The following is a 15,599-nucleotide window of genomic DNA, read 5'->3' on the forward strand; positions in this document are numbered from 1 at the left end:
CGTCCGCCCACCGCCCAGGGAGGCTCAGGCGTCGAAGTCCACCCGACGCACCTCGTCATCGCCGAGCGCCGCCTGGTAGACGTGCCACGCGGTCGCGAGATCCTGGAAGGGCAGCCCCACCATGCCGAACACGGTGAGCTGCTCGGAGGCGGTGCGGCCCGTGCGCAGGCCGGAGATGATCTCTCCCAGCTCCGCGTGGATGGAGGACTCCGCGGGCCCCGCGCCGCCCACCAGCCCGCTGGAGGCCGCCAGTCCCCGGTGGTCGCACACGAAGGTGGCGCCGCGCAGCAGCCCCGCGGGCAGCTCCACCTTCTCCGACTCCTCGGCGCCCAGGGCGGTGATGTGCAGACCCGGGCGCAGCCACTCCGCGGAGAGCGAGGGCTGACCCGCGACGCTCGACACCACCACGATGTCCGCCTCCGCCACCGCTTCGGCCACCGAGTGTACGGGCTGCACCGGGAGCGAGAGCTGCTGGTACATGCGCGTGGCGAACGTGGCGGCGCGCGTGAAGTCCACGTCGTAGACGAAGGCCTGCGCCAGCGTGCGCACCAGCCGCAGCGACTTGAGCTGGAGCACCGCTTGATTGCCAGCGCCGATGAAGGCCACGCGGGTGGCATCCACGCGGGCCAGCACATCCGCCGCCAGCGCGCCCACCACGCCACTGCGCACCGCGGACAGGTGCCCCGCGTCCATCACCGCCAGGAGCGCCCCGGTGGCCAGGTCATGCAGCTGGAGCACGCCCGGGCTCGCGGGGGTGCTCGAAGGGAAGCGGCCATGGACCTTCACCGAGTACGCGGGCACTCCTGGAAGGCTGCCGGGAAACATCACCATGGCCGTCCCCTCGGCGTGCAGGGGGACGCGGGTCCGCTGGGGCGCCACCGTTCGCGCCAGCGCATCCGCGCGGAACGCCTCGCGCATGTCCGACAGCAGGGTGAGGGCCTGGAGGTTGCGAGCCACATCGGAGCGGGAGAGGAGGAGCGTGCTCATTGTCCACCACCCTACCCGAGCGCCCTCCGAGTCCCCATTCCCGCGTCACATCTGGCCTGGGCGCTGTCCGTGAAGGAACGGAAGTGACCCCTGCCCGTCTTCCAGGGCGAGCAGGCGTGGGAGGCGTCTCCCCGGAGGCTCTCGGGGGCCCCGGTCACCCCAGCCCAGGCCTGTCCGCCCTCGCCAGGGGGGCGGTGGGCGCGGTCGTCCTGTCGTGTTCAAGGTGAAACCTGGGCGTGAGCACGAGTGGTCGCGGAGGTAGACATGCTGGAGCAGGAGCCACGTCCCCAGGCTTCGGAGGCAATGAGGGACCCGGAGGAACCCCACCGGCTGGCGGCCTTCCTGCGCGCGCACCGCGAGGAGCTGCTCGCCGACTGGAAGCGCTCTACCCATGCCATGCACTCCCGGCATGCGGACGGCGCCACCCTGGAGGACCACATCCCTCCCCTGCTGGACGGCATCACCGAGGCGCTGGCGCACGAGGCGCATGGCATGCCGCTGCAGTTGCCGGCCGTGCTGTCCGACGTGCATGCCTTCTCGCGCCTGGCCCAGGGCTTCACCATCCATGAGCTCACCTATGAGTACGGGCTCCTGCGCCGCTGCATCCTCCACCGCCTGGAGGCCGCGGCGGTCCACCCGGCGCCTGGTACCCTGGCACTATTGGACGAGCTGATTGATCAAGCGGTGACGCGCTCGGTGCAGAGCTACACCAAGATGCGAGAGCGCACGCTGAACTCGCTCGACCGGATGATGCAGGCCACGCTGGACAGCCCGGATGTGGACACCCTGCTGCACCGACTGCTCACCTTGCTGATGGAGTCGGCCCTGCAGGTGGACTCGGCCACCATCCTGCTGCGCGAGGACGGCACGCTGAAGATCCGCGCGGCGACGGGGCTTGGGGCCGAGCAGACGGTGGGCCAGCGCATCCAGGTGGGCGAGGGCTTCGCCGGACAGGTCGCCGCCCAGGGCCATCCGCTGTCCATGCGCCTGGCGCCCGCAGCCACGGCACAGAAGGAGCAGCTACCAGGCCCCCCGGGCCTGCGCGCGCTGTACGGCGTGCCGATGCTGGATGAAGAGCGGCTCGTCGGTGTGGCCTACATGGGCTCGCGGACGGCCTATGCCTTCTCCGAAGCGGACGCGCTGGTGTTCCGCATCATGGTCAGCCGGGCCACGACGCTCATCGTCCAGGCGCAGCTGCGCGCCCGGGAGCTGGCGGCGAGAGAGGAGGCCGAGCGCTCGCTGGCGATGATCGACGCGCTGCTGGCCGCGGCCCCCGTGGGCATCGCCTTCCTGGACCGGAAGATGCGCTACGTCCACATCAACGAGACCCTGGCCGGCCTCAACGCCGTGCCGGCGAAGGACCACAAGGGGCGCACCGTGCGCGAAGTGCTGGCGCCCTCCATCGTCGACATCGTCGAGCCCTTCCTTCGCCAGGTGTTGGAGACGGGCAAGCCCTCGAAGGAGTTCCAGTTCTCCACGCCCGCCGAGCTGGGCCGGGTCCTGGAGCGCACCTGGTTGAGCAGCTACTTCCCGGTGCGCACCCAGGCAGGGGAGCTCCTGGGCGTGGGCGCGGTGGTGATGGACATCACCCCGCACAAGCAAGCGGAGCAGGCGCTCGAACAGGGCCTGGTCTTCCGCGAGCAACTGCTGGCGGTGCTGGGCCATGACCTGCGCAACCCGCTGTCGGCCATCAGCGCCTCGGCCTTCGTGCTGGCGCGGGCCTCGGGGCTGGAGTCACGCGAGCGCCAGGCGGTGGAGCGCATCCGCCGCAGCAGCGCGCGCATGGCCCGGCTGATCAACGACATCCTGGACTTCGCGCGCAGCCGGCTGGGCGGGGGCATTCCGGTGAAGGCCCAGCGCATGAACATGGCGGAGGTGTGCCGCACCACGCTCGAGGAGCTGCAGGTCATCTTCCCCGAGCGCCAGCTGCTCCTCGAGGTGATGGGAGACACCTCGGGGCAGTGGGACCCGGACCGGGTGGCGCAGGTGCTGGGCAACCTGGTGTTCAACGCCCTGCAGCATGGGCAGATGGACACGCCGGTGCGCACGCGGGTGCGCGGCGAGGGCGCCGAGGTGCTGCTGGAGGTCATCAACCAGGGCGAGCCGGTGCCGGAGGACATGCTCCCGCGCCTCTTCGATCCCTTCAAGCGGGGCCCGGAGGACCAGCGCCCGCACGAGGGCCCTGGCGGCTCGCGGAGCCTGGGGCTGGGGCTCTACATCGTCCGGCAGATCGCCCTGGTACACGGTGGGGACGTGGAGGTCCACTCCAGCGCCGAGGCGGGCACGCACTTCACCGTGCATTGGCCCCGCGCGTGCCAGTAGGCGCGCCTAGCGGGCGTTGGCCGAGAGGGCCAGGGAGTGCAGGGCCTCGGCGAGCATCTGGGTGCCGAGGCCCAGGTGCTCCAGGGAGATGAACTCATCGGGCGCGTGGCCGGTGTAGACCTGCCCTGGCAGCCCGGGCCCGAAGTCCACGCCGCGCGGGAAGAGACGGGCGTAGGTGCCGCCGGCGATGGAGATGGGGGCGATGTTCGAGCGGATGTTCTGGTGGCGCTTGTAGATGTCCATCAGCGTGAGGACCAGCGGGCCGGAGACGTCGGCCACGTGCGGCTCGCCCACGTAGCGCCCCGGGCCCTCGACGATGCGCCCGTCCGACTCCTGGGTGATGCGGGACACGGCGTGGTTGAGGGCCTGGTGGAAGTCCTCGTCCCCCTCCTCGCTCCGGGGCCGGCGCAGGTTGACGCCCAGGGAGACCTTGCCCTCCTTCACGCGCAGCAGCGTGGCCGCGACGATCATCGGCCCCATGAGCGGATCCTTCCCGGTGAAGCCCAGACGGTCGCCGTGGTGGTCCCCGTCGAAGCGGCGGGCCACGGCGCGCAACATGGCGGCGATGCCGTTGTCCACCAGGGGCAGCTTCTCGGCGATGGCCGACAAGTCCCACAGCGCGTTCTGTCCCTGCTCGGGAGCCGAGGAGTGGACGGCCTTGCCCTGGGTGGTGATGACGATGCGCATTCCCCCACCGGCCAGCCCCACCAGCGGCGCGCTGCGCACCTCGGCCTTGAGGGTGGAGCGCTCCTTGCGGACGGACTCCACGGCGGCCTTGGCGGCGGCCAGCGCCTGCTCCAGCGAAGTGCCCGAGGTGGGCACCAGGCTGAGCATGGCGGCGCCGGGCACCTGGGTGAGGAACTCCCCGGCGGAGGCATCCACGGCCACCAGGGTGCCCTCGCCCTTGGCTTCCGACTCCAGGGCCGCCTCCAGGGTGAGGGCGACGAAGCCCGACTGGGCGACGACGACGGGGTACTCCGAGTCCACGGAGACGGCGTGGGTAGGCAGCACCTCGGTGCGGGTGTACTCCTGCATGCCCTTCCAGTCGCTCTCCTCGCCGTTGCCGATGATGAGGAGCACCTTGCCCTTGTGGGGCTTGAGCCCCATCTCCTTGGCCATCGCCAGCGAGACGAGCCCCATGGCGATGGGCCCCTTGTCGTCCATCACCCCGCGGCCATAGAGGCGGCCATTGCGCACCTTGGCCTCGAAGGGGTTGGACTTCCACTCGTGCGCGGGCGCGGGCACGACATCGCCGTGGAAGATGAAGCCCAGGTGCGGGGCACCCTCGCCCCAGGCCAGCTCGAACACGTCGTTCTGGCCCACGGTGCGAAAGGCGAAGCCGTGGGTCTGGGCCCACTTCTGCAGGAAGCGACCCATGGCGGCGATGCCGGGGCTCTTGGCGGCAGGCTGCTCGCTGCTCACCGTCTTGAAGCGGACGAGCTGCTGCGTGAGCGCCACCACGTCCCCGAGCCCGCAGGCGCTGACGTACAGGGCATAGCGCTGGGTGAGGGGAATGCCGGGCAGCGCCTCCTCGGAGAACTGGGCGGTGCGCTTCGCCCCCGCGAGCTGACAGTTGGGAGGCTTCGGCTCGGCCTCCTTGCCCTTCTCCTTGCCCTTGCCCTTGGTGTCGCCCTTGGGCGCCTTGGGTACCTCGGCCTGCACGCCCTGCTTGCGCAGCCGGTCCTGGAGCTTCTGGTTCTCACGCTCGATTTCCCGGAGCTGCGCCGGGGTGAGCTTGGGCCGGGAGCCCTGGGCGAGCGCGGGTGCGGAGGCGAGGAGAACGAGACCGAGACAGAACAGATCCAGGCGCATGCGCGCTCCACCCTACCTCAAGAGGATGAAAACGGGCGGCCAGGTGGCTAACACTGAGGCATGTTCTTCACCTCACCCAAGAAGCTGAAGATCCCCACGCCGGAGGAGGCGCTGCCTGGCCGCTCCGAGTCGATGCCCGTCCCCGAGAAGCACTTCGTGCTGGGCACCCCGCTAAAGGGGCCCTTCCCTGCCGGCTCGCAGTACGCGCTGTTCGGCCTGGGGTGTTTCTGGGGCGCCGAGAAGAAGTTCTGGCAAGTGCCGGGCGTGTACAGCACGCAGGTGGGCTACGCGGCGGGGCCGACGCCCAACCCCACGTACAAGGAGGTGTGCTCGGGGATGACGGGGCACAACGAGGTGGTGCGCGTGGTGTTCGACCCGGCGAAGGTGAGCTACGAGACGCTGCTGCGCACCTTCTGGGAGAACCACGACCCGACGCAGGGCATGCGCCAGGGCAACGACGTGGGCACGCAGTACCGCTCGGGCATCTATTATTACGACGAGGCGCAGAAGCGCGCGGCGGAGCAGAGCCGGGACGCATACCAAAAGGCACTGGCGGGGGCGGGCTACGAGGCCATCACCACGGAGCTGCTGCCGGCGCCGAGCTTCTACTTCGCTGAGGACTACCACCAGCAGTACCTGGCGAAGAACCCGGGCGGCTACTGCGGCCTGGGCGGCACGGGAGTGAGCTGCCCGGTAGGCGTGGGCATCTCCAGCAGCTAGGGCTTCTTCTTCTGGGAGAATGCCAGGCCCCGAGCGGCCAGTGCATTCTCCAGAATGCCAATGGCCTTGGGACCCACGCCGTGAAGCCTGGCCAGCTCGGCCTTGCTCAGCTGGGTCACCTGGCTCAAGCGCGTGATGCCTATGACCTCGAGAGCGCTGCGCGCGGGGTTGCCGATCTTCGGCAGGCTGTCGTCGAGCTCGGGCTTCTTCATGGAGCTACTGCTCCTTGGAGGTGTGGCAGTTGCCGCAGCCGAAGGCGCCGGGCGGGGGATTCTGAGGATCGAACGGCGCGCCGAGCAAGGCGGCCATCTCGGGCGTCACCTTCTCGCTCATGAACTTCACCCACTCGGGCTTCTCCTTCATGAGCGCGCCGAACTCGGCGTGGGTGGACGGGAGCGAGAGAATCTCCGGGTTGGGCATCTCGAAGCCGCGCTCCCGGGCGTTCTTGCCGTGGCAGGTCTTGCAGCCGAACTCGGCGAACTCCTTGGGGTCGAAGGCTTGGAACACCGGCCGCATCCTCGGCACGACGACCATGGCCATGAACTTGCCGCGCTGCTCCTTCGGCAGGTCCTTCCACGCCAGCTGTTGAGGGGCGGCGGCAGCGGGGGGCTCGGCGGCCTGGGGTGCGGGCGCCGGAGGCGGACTGGCCGGAGCCGTCGTGGCCGCGCTCTGGCTGGCACAGGAGAGCGCACCAGCGCCGGTCAACCCAACGAGCGCGATGAAGACGAGGGAGCGGTGATTCAAGGAGTGTCCTTCCCGTTGAACTCGACAAGCCCCCAGAGGGCTTGGGCTCCAGCATCCCAGGGCTCGAGTAGCACAGCAACACGGTGAGTGCCCGAGCCGGCCATGAGCCACCATGGCCGGCCTGGGTTGAGTCACTGGCGGTTCTGCATCCGCTGGCGCATGGCTTCGTGCCGGCGCTGGTGCTCCTCGCGCTCCTGGGTGATGAGTTCCTGGGCGCGCGCCTTCTGCGAGTCGCTCAGGAGCTTCTCCGCCTCCTGGTAGAACGCGGCGTCATTGGCTCGCAGCTCGGTGATGAGGGGCTCCAGTTGCTGCATCCGCTCGCGCATCGCCTCGAAGTCAGGCGGCGGCCTGTTCATCCGCTCGGTGTCGCTGGGAGGCGGCCCCGACGGGCGCGGCGGACGCAGCGCCTCCAGCTGCTCTACGATCGGCGCGTTCTTCTGCTCCAGCGCGGCCTGCAGCGCTTCCAGTTGGGCCACCTGCTCAGCCGTCAGGGCCAGCTCTTGCGGGTTCTTCAGCAGCAGTTCCAGCGACGAGGGAGGTTTGCCCCGTCCTCCCCCGGGTCCATGGGGGCCCTGTGCGCCCGCCAGCAGCGGGACCACCAGCACCAGTACGAGTGGCATCAGCTTGAGGGACATGATGGTCTTACTCCTGTGGGTATGCGTCCGGGGCGGCCCTGCCTTGCAGGTTCCCTGGCGCGACAGGGTTCAATGTGTCCCCAGCCCATGTCCCGCGCATGACGCCCATATTTCGGTATGTTTCTCGCACTCTGGGCGCCTGGGTGCTTAACAAGTGACGAAGGCTGCGCATCTTCGCGCAGGGCCCGAGTCGGGCTTTCGAGCCCCCCAGCGGCGCTCCCGCCAAACCTGTCTGACTGTCTGACAGGTTTGCCCAGCGCCGCCGCGAGCTGGCACAGAAGAGCTCTTCAGGCTCATCACCTTCTGAACGGAGCGGTCTTGAGTCAGGTCAATCTCGAGGGCAGGGAAATCGCGAACGAGCGGCTGGTGCTCGACTCGGGGGCCATCTACTTCCTTGGCCCCAACCTGACGCTCCGCAACTGCGCCCTGGTGCTAAAGGTGTCCGCGCGAAGTTTGATCATTCCCCAAGCGGACTTCATCGACTGCACCATCGACATCCCCAAGGAACTGAAGAACTTTCGTTGGGAGCACGCCTCTCTGAAAGGTTGCCGGTTCACCGGGCGCATGAGCGGCAATGACTTCGGGCGGTGGCCTTGGTCCGAGAAGGCGTATGGAAGTATCGAGGGGTGTGACTTGACTGCGGCACACCTGGACGCATGTCGGTTCCTTGGGTGCGACGCCAGCACGATGCGCTTTCCTTCCTGGCCGTACTTCACCCTGCTTGACCCGGTGCGCAGATACCGCGAGCTGAGGGCAGCCGCGTGGCCTGGGGACATTGGCTCCATCGTGGTGGAGAGCTTCGCGGAGTGGCCGGCTTCGAGCATGGCCATCACGTACTCTGCCCTGGAGCTGGCCAAGCGGCGCGGCACGACTCCGGAGGCCATCAGGGCCGTGCTGGAGGAACTCGACGGCGTGAAGTACTGAGAGGCTTGCTCAGTACTTCAGGCTCGCTCACGGCCAGCGGTCGAGCACGCCTACTTGTACCTGTCGCGGCAATCGCGCTGCGCCGGGCTTTGAGCCGGGGGACTTCATCATGAGCCCCGTATGGTCCCACAGGCTCAAGCAGACCGGCACGCGGCGGCCATCCGGAAGCAGGAGCTCGGAGTAACGACCCAGCACGGCTTCCTTCCCGTACTTGATGAGGCCCTCCGTCCACAGCTGCCCGTAGACAAGGGTGCCCTCGGGGAGGGTGTAGGGGCGGTTATTCCAAATGCGAACCAGCCGGCCGGTGACCTTTCCCGCGTGGTAGACGCCCAATTGCTGGTCGTTGCCAGGCTGGTTGATGTCGATGATGAGGTGGTACTCCTCTACGCTGAGCCTCAGGTCCTTCATGGTCTCGATGGCTTGCTCGGGGCAGTCCTCGGGCAGCGGCCGGAGCTGGGGCGCGGCGCACCCAACACCGAAGGTGGCGCACAGCCATGCGGCGACGGCCATGTTGGGCCGGGAGTTGCGGAGGGTGGACACGAGCGAGCTTCCTTTCTCGGATTCAGCGGTGGAGGTGCTGGTGGGCGCGAGCCACGCCCACCACGTGGTGAAGAGGGAGAGCCCCAGTAGAACAGGCCCCACCCCAAGGGCGACTCTCCGCAGCACCTTCTTGCGGCGGTCAGCCTGCGCTTCGGCGGTGGCCAACTCCGCCTCCACCTCCTGGATGGCGGCGGCGAACTGCTCGAGGGCTTGTTCGCGGGAGAGTTCCATCTTCTGCTTCGGGGTTTCCCGCGCCCTGCGCTCCGCCGCCTGTTTCTGCAGCCGGCGCTCCTCCACTTCGTCCTGGGTAACAGGAGCAGGGCCCTCGGCAGGAAGCCTCAGCGGCACCTTCCAGCGCTTCCTGGAGCGCTCCTTCGCCGCGTCCCACAGCGCCTGGAGCAGAGCTTCGGCGCTCTCGTGGCGATCCTCCGGCCGCTTCTCGAGCAGCTTCAGGACGATGCGGCTGAGCGACTGGGGGACCTCGGGATTGAGACGATGCGGCGCTCGGGGAATCGCCGTCTCGATGGCCACCAGCAGTTCGTCCGCGGGCATCCGCGCATCAAAGGGCCAGCACTCCGTGAGGGCTTCATAGAAGAAGACGCCAAGCTGGTAGAGGTCTCCCGCCGCGGCCGCGTCAAAGCGGGCGCCCTGCTTCCAGGCCTCCTCGCGGATGAAGCTGATGCACTCGGGCGGCAGCGCATGGGGCGTCCCCGGTGCCAACCCCACGGTAAGGGTAGAGCCGCCTGGCAGGTACGCACTGCCCATGTCCACGAGCACCGGCTTGTTGTCCGTGGCGCTGACGATGACGTGCTCGCCCTTGAAGTCCCGGATGAGGATGCCCCTGGCGTGCAGCCGGGCCACCACTCGCACTACCTCGATGAAGACGTCCACCAACTGGGCGGCGGAAGGGCGGGTGCGCTCGCGCCACCGGTCGAACGGCTCGCCCAGCACGTGGTCGGTGACGATGTAGAGGTAACCCCTGGTGGGGTGCGGCCACCGGTCCACGGCACGAAGGTGAGGCAGGCCCGGGTGGCTGGCGTTGGCCATGAGGATGGCGCCCTCATGGCGCATGCGCCCGTCCACCTGCCGCTCTTCCAAGACCCTCTCGGGAGTCTCCTGCGGTGGAGCGGGTGCTGGCCTTACCGCCATCTTCAGGGTGAAGAAGTCCCCGTCTCGCTCGACCTTGAAGACGTGGCCGAAGTTACCGCTGCCCAGCGACTCCACGATTCGCCAGGGGCCCACCATGTTCCCCGGCTTGAGGTGGTCGGGGTGAAAGGCGTTGGTTGTCATGGGCACGGGCTTCCTAATGCGGCAAGAGGTTGAGAGAAAGGCGACGCTGACCACTTGCGTCCACGAGTTCCAGGCTGAACTCCCTGCCATTGCTCCACGGCACACTCTGCGCTTCCACCACCAGCAGGTCTGTTTCACCTGGCCCCAATTGCGACGGCTTCATCCGCAGGGAGAGCACCTTCACCGAAGCGCCTGCGGTGTTGCGGAGGTGTACCTGCCCCACCAGCCAGGGCTTCTGGTTCGGGAGGTTGCGCAGCTTGAGGGTCACCAACGTCGAGAATTGGCCCGGGTAGCCATGGCTATCCAACACCTCCAGACCGCTGGAGTTCGCCGAAGCTACCGTCCTGGAAAACCCGACGGGCAGCATGTTCTTGTAGAGCCACCCGGAGAGCGCGAGGCCCACGGGACCGCTGCCGGCGCTGCGGGCCTTGAGTTCCTCCAGCTCCGCCTCTTTCTGGGCGAGGGCCGCCAGCAGGGCTTCCGGGGTGTTGGCCCGGCGGTCCACCTCCACACTCCCATCCATCACCTTGTCCTGGGTGACGACCGCGAGGACAGCCTGGGCCGGGAGGGCGCGATCCTTGAAGCCGATCTTCACGATGAGCCGCTCGCCCGAGCCGAGGTCCGCGAAGGGTTCGAGGGTCAGGATGCGATCGCCGACATCGGCCCATTTGAAGCGCGTGCGGTCCACCACGAGGCTGTCGCGATCCAATGGGCCGTTGAAGGCCACCGTGGTGAGGTTGCCGGCGGCCACGTAGAGTTCGGGGAGGGGCTCGGCGGGCGTTGCAGGCAGCCAGGTGCGCCGAGCCTGACGCTCGCGGGTGGGCGGTTGAGACTGGGCGGCGGCGGTGCTCGCCACCAACAGGCAGAAGCTGGGCAGCAGCCACGTTGTGGGTAGGGCCAAGGGAGCAGAACCTCCAGGGTTCTCACCCTAGCATGGCGCGCATCGGGCGGCCTGGGCTCACCCTGGCAGTGCCTGTGAGTCCCCGACGCGTCGGGCTATGATTCAGGCCACACGCCCTTGGGGGGATTCATGGCGGAACAGCTTTGGTCGGACGACTTGCTGGAGCGGCCGCGGCAGCAGTGTGACCCACTGGCGGACGAGGCCGTGAGCGGCCTCTTCCAGAACGGGCAGGTGCCCGCCGCCAATACCCTCATGAAGCAGTTGGTGGCCAACGAACAGGTGCTGCCCGAGCAGCTCCCCGCGGGCCTGCGGGGTTACTTCGAGCAGAGTGGACGCCTGCCTCCCTGGGTGGACCTGGGGCTCCTGCGCAAGGGTGAGGAGCTGTTCGGCCGGTATGGTCCGCAGATCGTCCTCTCCCTGCTCTGCTCGTCCCTGCCCTCCTGCTACGCGGCCGCCAAGGGCGTGCAGGTGCTGCACCTCACCGCCCGGCTGGAGACGGACCCGTACCGCCGCATCCTCGAGACGTCCCAGATGATCATCGACGTGATGGCGCCGGGCGGTCTGGAATCCGGAGGGCTGGGGCTGCGCTCGGCGCAGAAGGTGCGCCTGATGCACGCCGCCGTCCGTCACCTCATCCGACGGAGCGGTCAGTGGAACGCCGAGTGGGGGCAGCCGATCAATCAGGAAGACATGGCAGGCACGCTGCTCACCTTCTCCAGCCTCATCCTCCAGTCGCTGAAGCGCATGGGCTGCGACTTCACGCCGGTCGAGTCCCAGGCCTACTACCACGCGTGGCGAGTGGTGGGCTTCGTCATGGGGCTCGATGAGCGGTTGATGCCGACAAGTGCCGAGGAGGGTGAGCGCCTGATGGCCACCATCCAGATCCGGCACTACCGCGCCTCCGCCGAGGGCCAGGCGATGACACGCGCCCTGCTGGAGATGATGCAGCACATGCTGCCGGGCAACGCCTTCGACGGCATGCCCGCCACGCTCACACGCTACCTGGTGGGCGATACCACGGCGGACCTCCTCGGCGTTCCTCCCTCGGACTGGGAGCGCATCACCGTGGGGCCGCTGCGGATGCTGGGATGGGTGGTGGACAAGAAGGTCGACATGAAGCCCCCCGTGGTCGCGAAGCTGGTGAGCCTGGTGGGGCGGCGGATGCTGGACGGGCTCGTGTGGATCAACCGTGGGCCAGAGCGGCTGCCCTTCCGCATTCCCTCCGCGCTTCGGGAGTCCTGGGGTGTGCAGGGCTGGGAGCGGGCATAAGTCGAGTGGATACGGCTACTCCCCTCGCTCGAGCCGGTCGGCGAAGTAGCTCCGCGTGGAATCGGCCACGGGCAATGCGCGGATGGCGGCCTGCGTCGCCGAAACGTCGTAGGCGACACGACGGAAGGTCACGAGATCTCCGTCATAGAGCGCCCAGGAGGCGCGCGGGTCTCGATCCCGGGGCTGCCCCACGCTCCCTGGGTTGATCACCACCTTCTTGCTCCACAGCCCTCCAATCATCGTCGTGCCCAACGGCACGTAGAAGATCGTGTTGGGCCCCACGAAGGTATAGGTGCGGTTCCAGTCCTGGGAGATGCCGAACAGCTCGCGGTTCTCGTACGTTGTGAGCACCGCGGGGACATGGGTGTGACCACAGAAGCCGTGCGGCGTAGCGAACCGCCCGAGCAACTCCACGAGGAACTGATCGAGCTGGGAGTTGAGCATCAGGAAGTGGTTGCGGTGCCCCGGCCAGACATACCTCAGGGTCGGCTCCTCGGGAGCGCCGTGGACCCAGGTGATCTTCCCCTCGATGCGCAGCGCCAGCGCCTCGGCCTGGCCATCGACAAGGGCCGATCGCATCCGCTCCCACGGCTCGAGCCCCTCCAGCGCGCGCGCGGACCAGAGCGCCATCTCCCGCGCATCCTCCTCCATGCCCTCGTCCCCGGGCACCGCCGTCTCCAGCTCGTGGTTGCCCGCGAGGATCAGCCCCGCGACCTCGTGGACGCGCGCGAAACACTCCCGAGGAAAGGGGCCGTACCCGACCGTATCGCCCAGACAGACGATGCGATCGGGCTTCTGGGTCTCGACATCCCGAAGCACGGCCTCCAGCGCGGCGAGGTTGCCGTGGATGTCGCTGAGGATCGCGATGCGCGGCATTCGCCTGCTCCGTCTTACTGAGACATTGGGTGCGTGAGGTCGAACTGGGTGATGCACGCCCCCGGGATGGAGGCGCCGCGCGCAGGGACTCTAGTCTACGGATCAGCACCCACGAAACGCCCGCGCCCGTCCAACCAGAAGGTCAGACGGGCGCGGAGTTCTTCTCAGACAGCGGCGCGGAGGCCGCCCGCCGCTACTGGCAGATGTCGCGGTCGTTCAGCGGGTTGATGTGGCCCTCGGCGTAGCCCGTCATCGACCGGGCGTAGAGGCCACCATCGAAGCTGCCGTTGCTGAAGCGCACGTCGGCGTAGGGCGCCAGCAGCGTGCCCCAGAAGCCGATGCCGTTGGCGTTGATGGCCGCCGTGTCCACGAAGTTGAACAGCACCCCGCGCTGGTCGATGCCGCCCGCGAACGAGTGGCCCAGCCCCGAGAACGTGGCCGTGGAGCCCGAGATGTTGATCACCGCCAGCGAGCCGCCCGGCGCGTCGATGGACAGCAGCACCGCGCCGGTGAAGGCGCTCGCCGGCACCTGGAACACGTTCACGTTCGGATCCGTGCCGCGCAGCATCACCCCACCCCAGGACTCGCGCACCGTGGTGCCGTTGACCGGCAGGTTCGCCAGCCGCGAGGACAGCACGCGCAGCCGCGCGCCCTGGTAGACGAAGTCGATCGGCGAGCCCTGGCTGATGGTGCCCCGCGACATCGTCACGCTGTTGGCCGAGAGGCTGCCGCCGTGCCACGCGTCACCCCAGACGGCGCCGTTGCTGAGCGTCAGGTTGCCACCGGCCACCAGCGCGTTGGCCGTGTTGCCGTCCGCCAGGCCCACGCCCACCGAGAAGTTGTTCATGCGGATGTTGCCACCGGCGGCCACCTTGCCCTGCACGTCGGTGCCCTGGGTGTAGTCGTTCAGCACGAACAGGTTGTAGTCGCTCAGGCGCACCCCGAAGCAGGCCCCGCAGGGACGGCCCGGCGGCGTCAGGTCCACCACCGTGTGCCGCGTGGTCGCCGTGGCGCTGTTGCCCGCCTCATCCGTCGCGACCAGGGTGATGATGTGCGTGCCAGCGCCCACCGAGGTGCCCGCGGGCGGCGTCTGCGTGAGGGTGAGGTCCTCGCCGGACGCGCAGTTGTCCACGACATGCGAGGCGGCGATCACGCTCGGCAGCGTCGAGCGGCACGTCCCGTTCACCTCGGAGACGGTGGGCGCGGGCGGGATGATCGTCGGCGCCTCCTCGTCGCGCACCGTGATGGTGAAGGTGCAGCTGGCGGTGTTGCCCAGGCGGTCGGTCACCGTGCAGATGACCGGCGTGACACCCGCCGGGAAGCTGCTGCCCGAGGTGTGGTCGCACGAGACCGTGGCTCCACCCACGGGAGCCTGGGCCACCGGCGCCGGGAACGAGGCCTGGGCGCTGCACAGGCCCGGCTCCGTGGGCTTCACGATGCTCTCGGGGCAGGTGATGGAGGGCGGCTGCGTGTTGCGGATGGTGATGACGACCGTATCGGACGCCGTCTCACCGCGGCTGTTGGTCACCACCAGGGTGATGGTGTGGACCCCAGGCGACAGCATGACCGTCGTCGTCGGAGAGGCCGTGTCGGCCAGCACCAGCGTGCCCTCCTGCCAGCGGTACTGCAGCGGCGCGCCCGCATCGTCCGTGCTGGAGCCCGAGCCATTCAGCGTGACGGGCGTCGCCCACGCCGTGGCATCCAGCGTCTGGTCCGGGCCCGCGTTGGCCACCAGGAAGCCGCCGTCGGTGATGCGCACCTTGCCCGCCAGCGTCATGATCTGCCCGGTGGGCGCGCTGCGCGTCACGACGTTGAGCCCGAAGTCACTGGTGAAGTGGCTGTGCGAGGGAGAGTTCACGTCGCTGTCGAGCAGCCCGAACTCGCTCTGCCCGTAGGCCGACACCGTGTACGGCGGCGAAGCGTTGCCCGTGGAGACCACCTCGATGGGCAGGAACTTGAACCAGTTGCGCTGCGTGAGCCCCGCGCCGCCACCGCCCTCGGCGAGCGCCAGCAGGCCGCCACCGCCGTTGACGAAGGTGGCGATGTCCGCCTTGTGGGCGTTGAGCACATCGAGCTCCGCCTGCGTCAGCGTGCCGCCGAAGTCCGAGGCCACGCCGATGGCGCTGTAGCGCTGCGACAGCGTCTGCCACCACGAGGGCGACTGGGCGGCGAGCTGCGCCCCGTTCGCGTGGATGAAGCCACTGCCCTCGTTCAGGCCGATGGCGATCAACCCGTTCTTGCCCACGCGGTGGCCCGAGGGCACGGCGATGCGCGACTCCACCCAGAGCATCGGCAGGGTGCTGCCGTGGCGCACGTAGGTGACCGCCTTGCTCAGCAGGCGCCGCGCGCCCGCATCGTCCTGAGCGTGGAAGTCCGGATCATGGCCCGTGAGGAAGATGGGACCGGAGGTGATCTCCACCGCGGCGCGCGTGCTGGAGAGCGCCTGCTCCCCCGCCTGCGTCTCTCCGCAACCCCCAAGCCCCAGCCCCAGACAGGCCACTACCAGCGCCAACAAGCCTGCGGCGTTCTTCCGAGTCGTTTGATGCATTCAGCAGCCCCCTCTTACAGCGTGGTTTAAC

13 protein-coding genes are annotated in these 15,599 nt (G+C 68.5%); 4 read left to right on the forward strand and 9 right to left on the reverse strand.

What is annotated here, in order from left to right:
* Positions 1-24: 24 nt before the first annotated feature.
* Positions 25-987 carry an ornithine cyclodeaminase family protein gene (locus SYV04_RS27090; protein WP_321548812.1) on the reverse strand — a complete coding sequence of 321 codons (963 nt, stop codon included), beginning with the start codon at positions 985-987 and terminating at the stop codon, positions 25-27.
* A gap of 264 nt (positions 988-1,251) precedes the next feature.
* Here SYV04_RS27090 and SYV04_RS27095 point away from each other — a divergent pair, with 264 nt between their 5' ends.
* Positions 1,252-3,309, forward strand: coding sequence for an ATP-binding protein (locus SYV04_RS27095; protein WP_321548813.1), 2,058 nt, complete (start codon positions 1,252-1,254; stop codon positions 3,307-3,309).
* 6 nt (positions 3,310-3,315) lie between these two features.
* Here SYV04_RS27095 and SYV04_RS27100 read toward each other — a convergent pair whose 3' ends face one another.
* Entirely contained in the window at positions 3,316-5,121 is a 1,806-nt protein-coding gene (locus SYV04_RS27100) for a Sapep family Mn(2+)-dependent dipeptidase (protein WP_321548814.1), read from the reverse strand.
* Positions 5,122-5,181: 60 nt separating this feature from the next.
* Here SYV04_RS27100 and msrA point away from each other — a divergent pair, with 60 nt between their 5' ends.
* Positions 5,182-5,841, forward strand: coding sequence for a peptide-methionine (S)-S-oxide reductase MsrA (gene msrA / locus SYV04_RS27105; RefSeq protein ID WP_321548815.1), 660 nt, complete (start codon positions 5,182-5,184; stop codon positions 5,839-5,841).
* Here msrA and SYV04_RS27110 read toward each other — a convergent pair.
* The 3 genes from SYV04_RS27110 to SYV04_RS27120 all read right to left on the reverse strand — a co-directional run bounded on the left by SYV04_RS27110 (position 5,838) and on the right by SYV04_RS27120 (position 7,220).
* Complete coding sequence (locus tag SYV04_RS27110) at positions 5,838-6,053, reverse strand: helix-hairpin-helix domain-containing protein (protein ID WP_321548816.1); 216 nt, start codon at positions 6,051-6,053, stop codon at positions 5,838-5,840. The genes msrA and SYV04_RS27110 overlap by 4 nt on opposite strands.
* 4 nt (positions 6,054-6,057) lie before the next feature.
* Entirely contained in the window at positions 6,058-6,585 is a 528-nt protein-coding gene (locus tag SYV04_RS27115) for a hypothetical protein (RefSeq protein ID WP_321548817.1), read from the reverse strand.
* A 131-nt stretch (positions 6,586-6,716) separates the two neighbouring features.
* Positions 6,717-7,220, reverse strand: a complete 504-nt coding sequence (locus tag SYV04_RS27120; protein ID WP_321548818.1) for a Spy/CpxP family protein refolding chaperone — start codon at positions 7,218-7,220, stop codon at positions 6,717-6,719.
* Between the two features lie 318 nt (positions 7,221-7,538).
* Here SYV04_RS27120 and SYV04_RS27125 point away from each other — a divergent pair, with 318 nt between their 5' ends.
* On the forward strand, positions 7,539-8,144 hold the full coding sequence (locus SYV04_RS27125; RefSeq protein ID WP_321548819.1) for a hypothetical protein: 606 nt from the start codon (positions 7,539-7,541) through the stop codon (positions 8,142-8,144).
* Positions 8,145-8,171: 27 nt separating this feature from the next.
* On the opposite strand, the gene SYV04_RS27130 is transcribed toward SYV04_RS27125, so the two are convergent.
* Together SYV04_RS27130 and SYV04_RS27135 are read right to left on the reverse strand one after the other, a co-directional pair.
* The gene (locus tag SYV04_RS27130; protein ID WP_321548820.1) at positions 8,172-9,974 is read right to left on the reverse strand and encodes a serine/threonine protein kinase; all 1,803 of its coding nucleotides are present in this window, start codon (positions 9,972-9,974) and stop codon (positions 8,172-8,174) included.
* A 13-nt stretch (positions 9,975-9,987) separates the two neighbouring features.
* The gene (locus SYV04_RS27135; RefSeq protein ID WP_321548821.1) at positions 9,988-10,875 is read right to left on the reverse strand and encodes a DUF2381 family protein; all 888 of its coding nucleotides are present in this window, start codon (positions 10,873-10,875) and stop codon (positions 9,988-9,990) included.
* 129 nt (positions 10,876-11,004) lie between these two features.
* Between SYV04_RS27135 and SYV04_RS27140 the strand changes: the two genes are divergently transcribed.
* Entirely contained in the window at positions 11,005-12,144 is a 1,140-nt protein-coding gene (locus SYV04_RS27140; RefSeq protein WP_321548822.1) for an oxygenase MpaB family protein, read from the forward strand.
* 15 nt (positions 12,145-12,159) lie between these two features.
* On the opposite strand, the gene SYV04_RS27145 is transcribed toward SYV04_RS27140, so the two are convergent.
* Both SYV04_RS27145 and SYV04_RS27150 read right to left on the reverse strand, forming a co-directional pair.
* Positions 12,160-13,020 carry a metallophosphoesterase family protein gene (locus tag SYV04_RS27145; RefSeq protein WP_321548823.1) on the reverse strand — a complete coding sequence of 287 codons (861 nt, stop codon included), beginning with the start codon at positions 13,018-13,020 and terminating at the stop codon, positions 12,160-12,162.
* Positions 13,021-13,213: 193 nt separating this feature from the next.
* Positions 13,214-15,568, reverse strand: coding sequence for a choice-of-anchor A family protein (locus SYV04_RS27150; RefSeq protein ID WP_321548824.1), 2,355 nt, complete (start codon positions 15,566-15,568; stop codon positions 13,214-13,216).
* Positions 15,569-15,599: the final 31 nt, after the last annotated feature.

It is taken from the genome of Hyalangium ruber (assembly GCF_034259325.1).
GTDB classification, from domain to species: Bacteria; Myxococcota; Myxococcia; order Myxococcales; family Myxococcaceae; genus Hyalangium_A; species Hyalangium_A rubrum.

What these genes read in the sequence shown, in the direction of transcription:
- SYV04_RS27110 (WP_321548816.1), bottom strand. Translation starts at nt 6,053, where the DNA reads ATGAAGAAGCCCGAGCTCGACGACAGCCTGCCGAAGATCGGCAACCCC.
- SYV04_RS27095 (WP_321548813.1), top strand. Translation starts at nt 1,252, where the DNA reads ATGCTGGAGCAGGAGCCACGTCCCCAGGCTTCGGAGGCAATGAGGGAC.
- SYV04_RS27150 (WP_321548824.1), bottom strand. Translation starts at nt 15,568, where the DNA reads ATGCATCAAACGACTCGGAAGAACGCCGCAGGCTTGTTGGCGCTGGTA.
- SYV04_RS27120 (WP_321548818.1), bottom strand. Translation starts at nt 7,220, where the DNA reads ATGTCCCTCAAGCTGATGCCACTCGTACTGGTGCTGGTGGTCCCGCTG.
- SYV04_RS27140 (WP_321548822.1), top strand. Translation starts at nt 11,005, where the DNA reads ATGGCGGAACAGCTTTGGTCGGACGACTTGCTGGAGCGGCCGCGGCAG.
- SYV04_RS27130 (WP_321548820.1), bottom strand. Translation starts at nt 9,974, where the DNA reads ATGACAACCAACGCCTTTCACCCCGACCACCTCAAGCCGGGGAACATG.
- SYV04_RS27145 (WP_321548823.1), bottom strand. Translation starts at nt 13,020, where the DNA reads ATGCCGCGCATCGCGATCCTCAGCGACATCCACGGCAACCTCGCCGCG.
- SYV04_RS27100 (WP_321548814.1), bottom strand. Translation starts at nt 5,121, where the DNA reads ATGCGCCTGGATCTGTTCTGTCTCGGTCTCGTTCTCCTCGCCTCCGCA.
- SYV04_RS27090 (WP_321548812.1), bottom strand. Translation starts at nt 987, where the DNA reads ATGAGCACGCTCCTCCTCTCCCGCTCCGATGTGGCTCGCAACCTCCAG.
- msrA (WP_321548815.1), top strand. Translation starts at nt 5,182, where the DNA reads ATGTTCTTCACCTCACCCAAGAAGCTGAAGATCCCCACGCCGGAGGAG.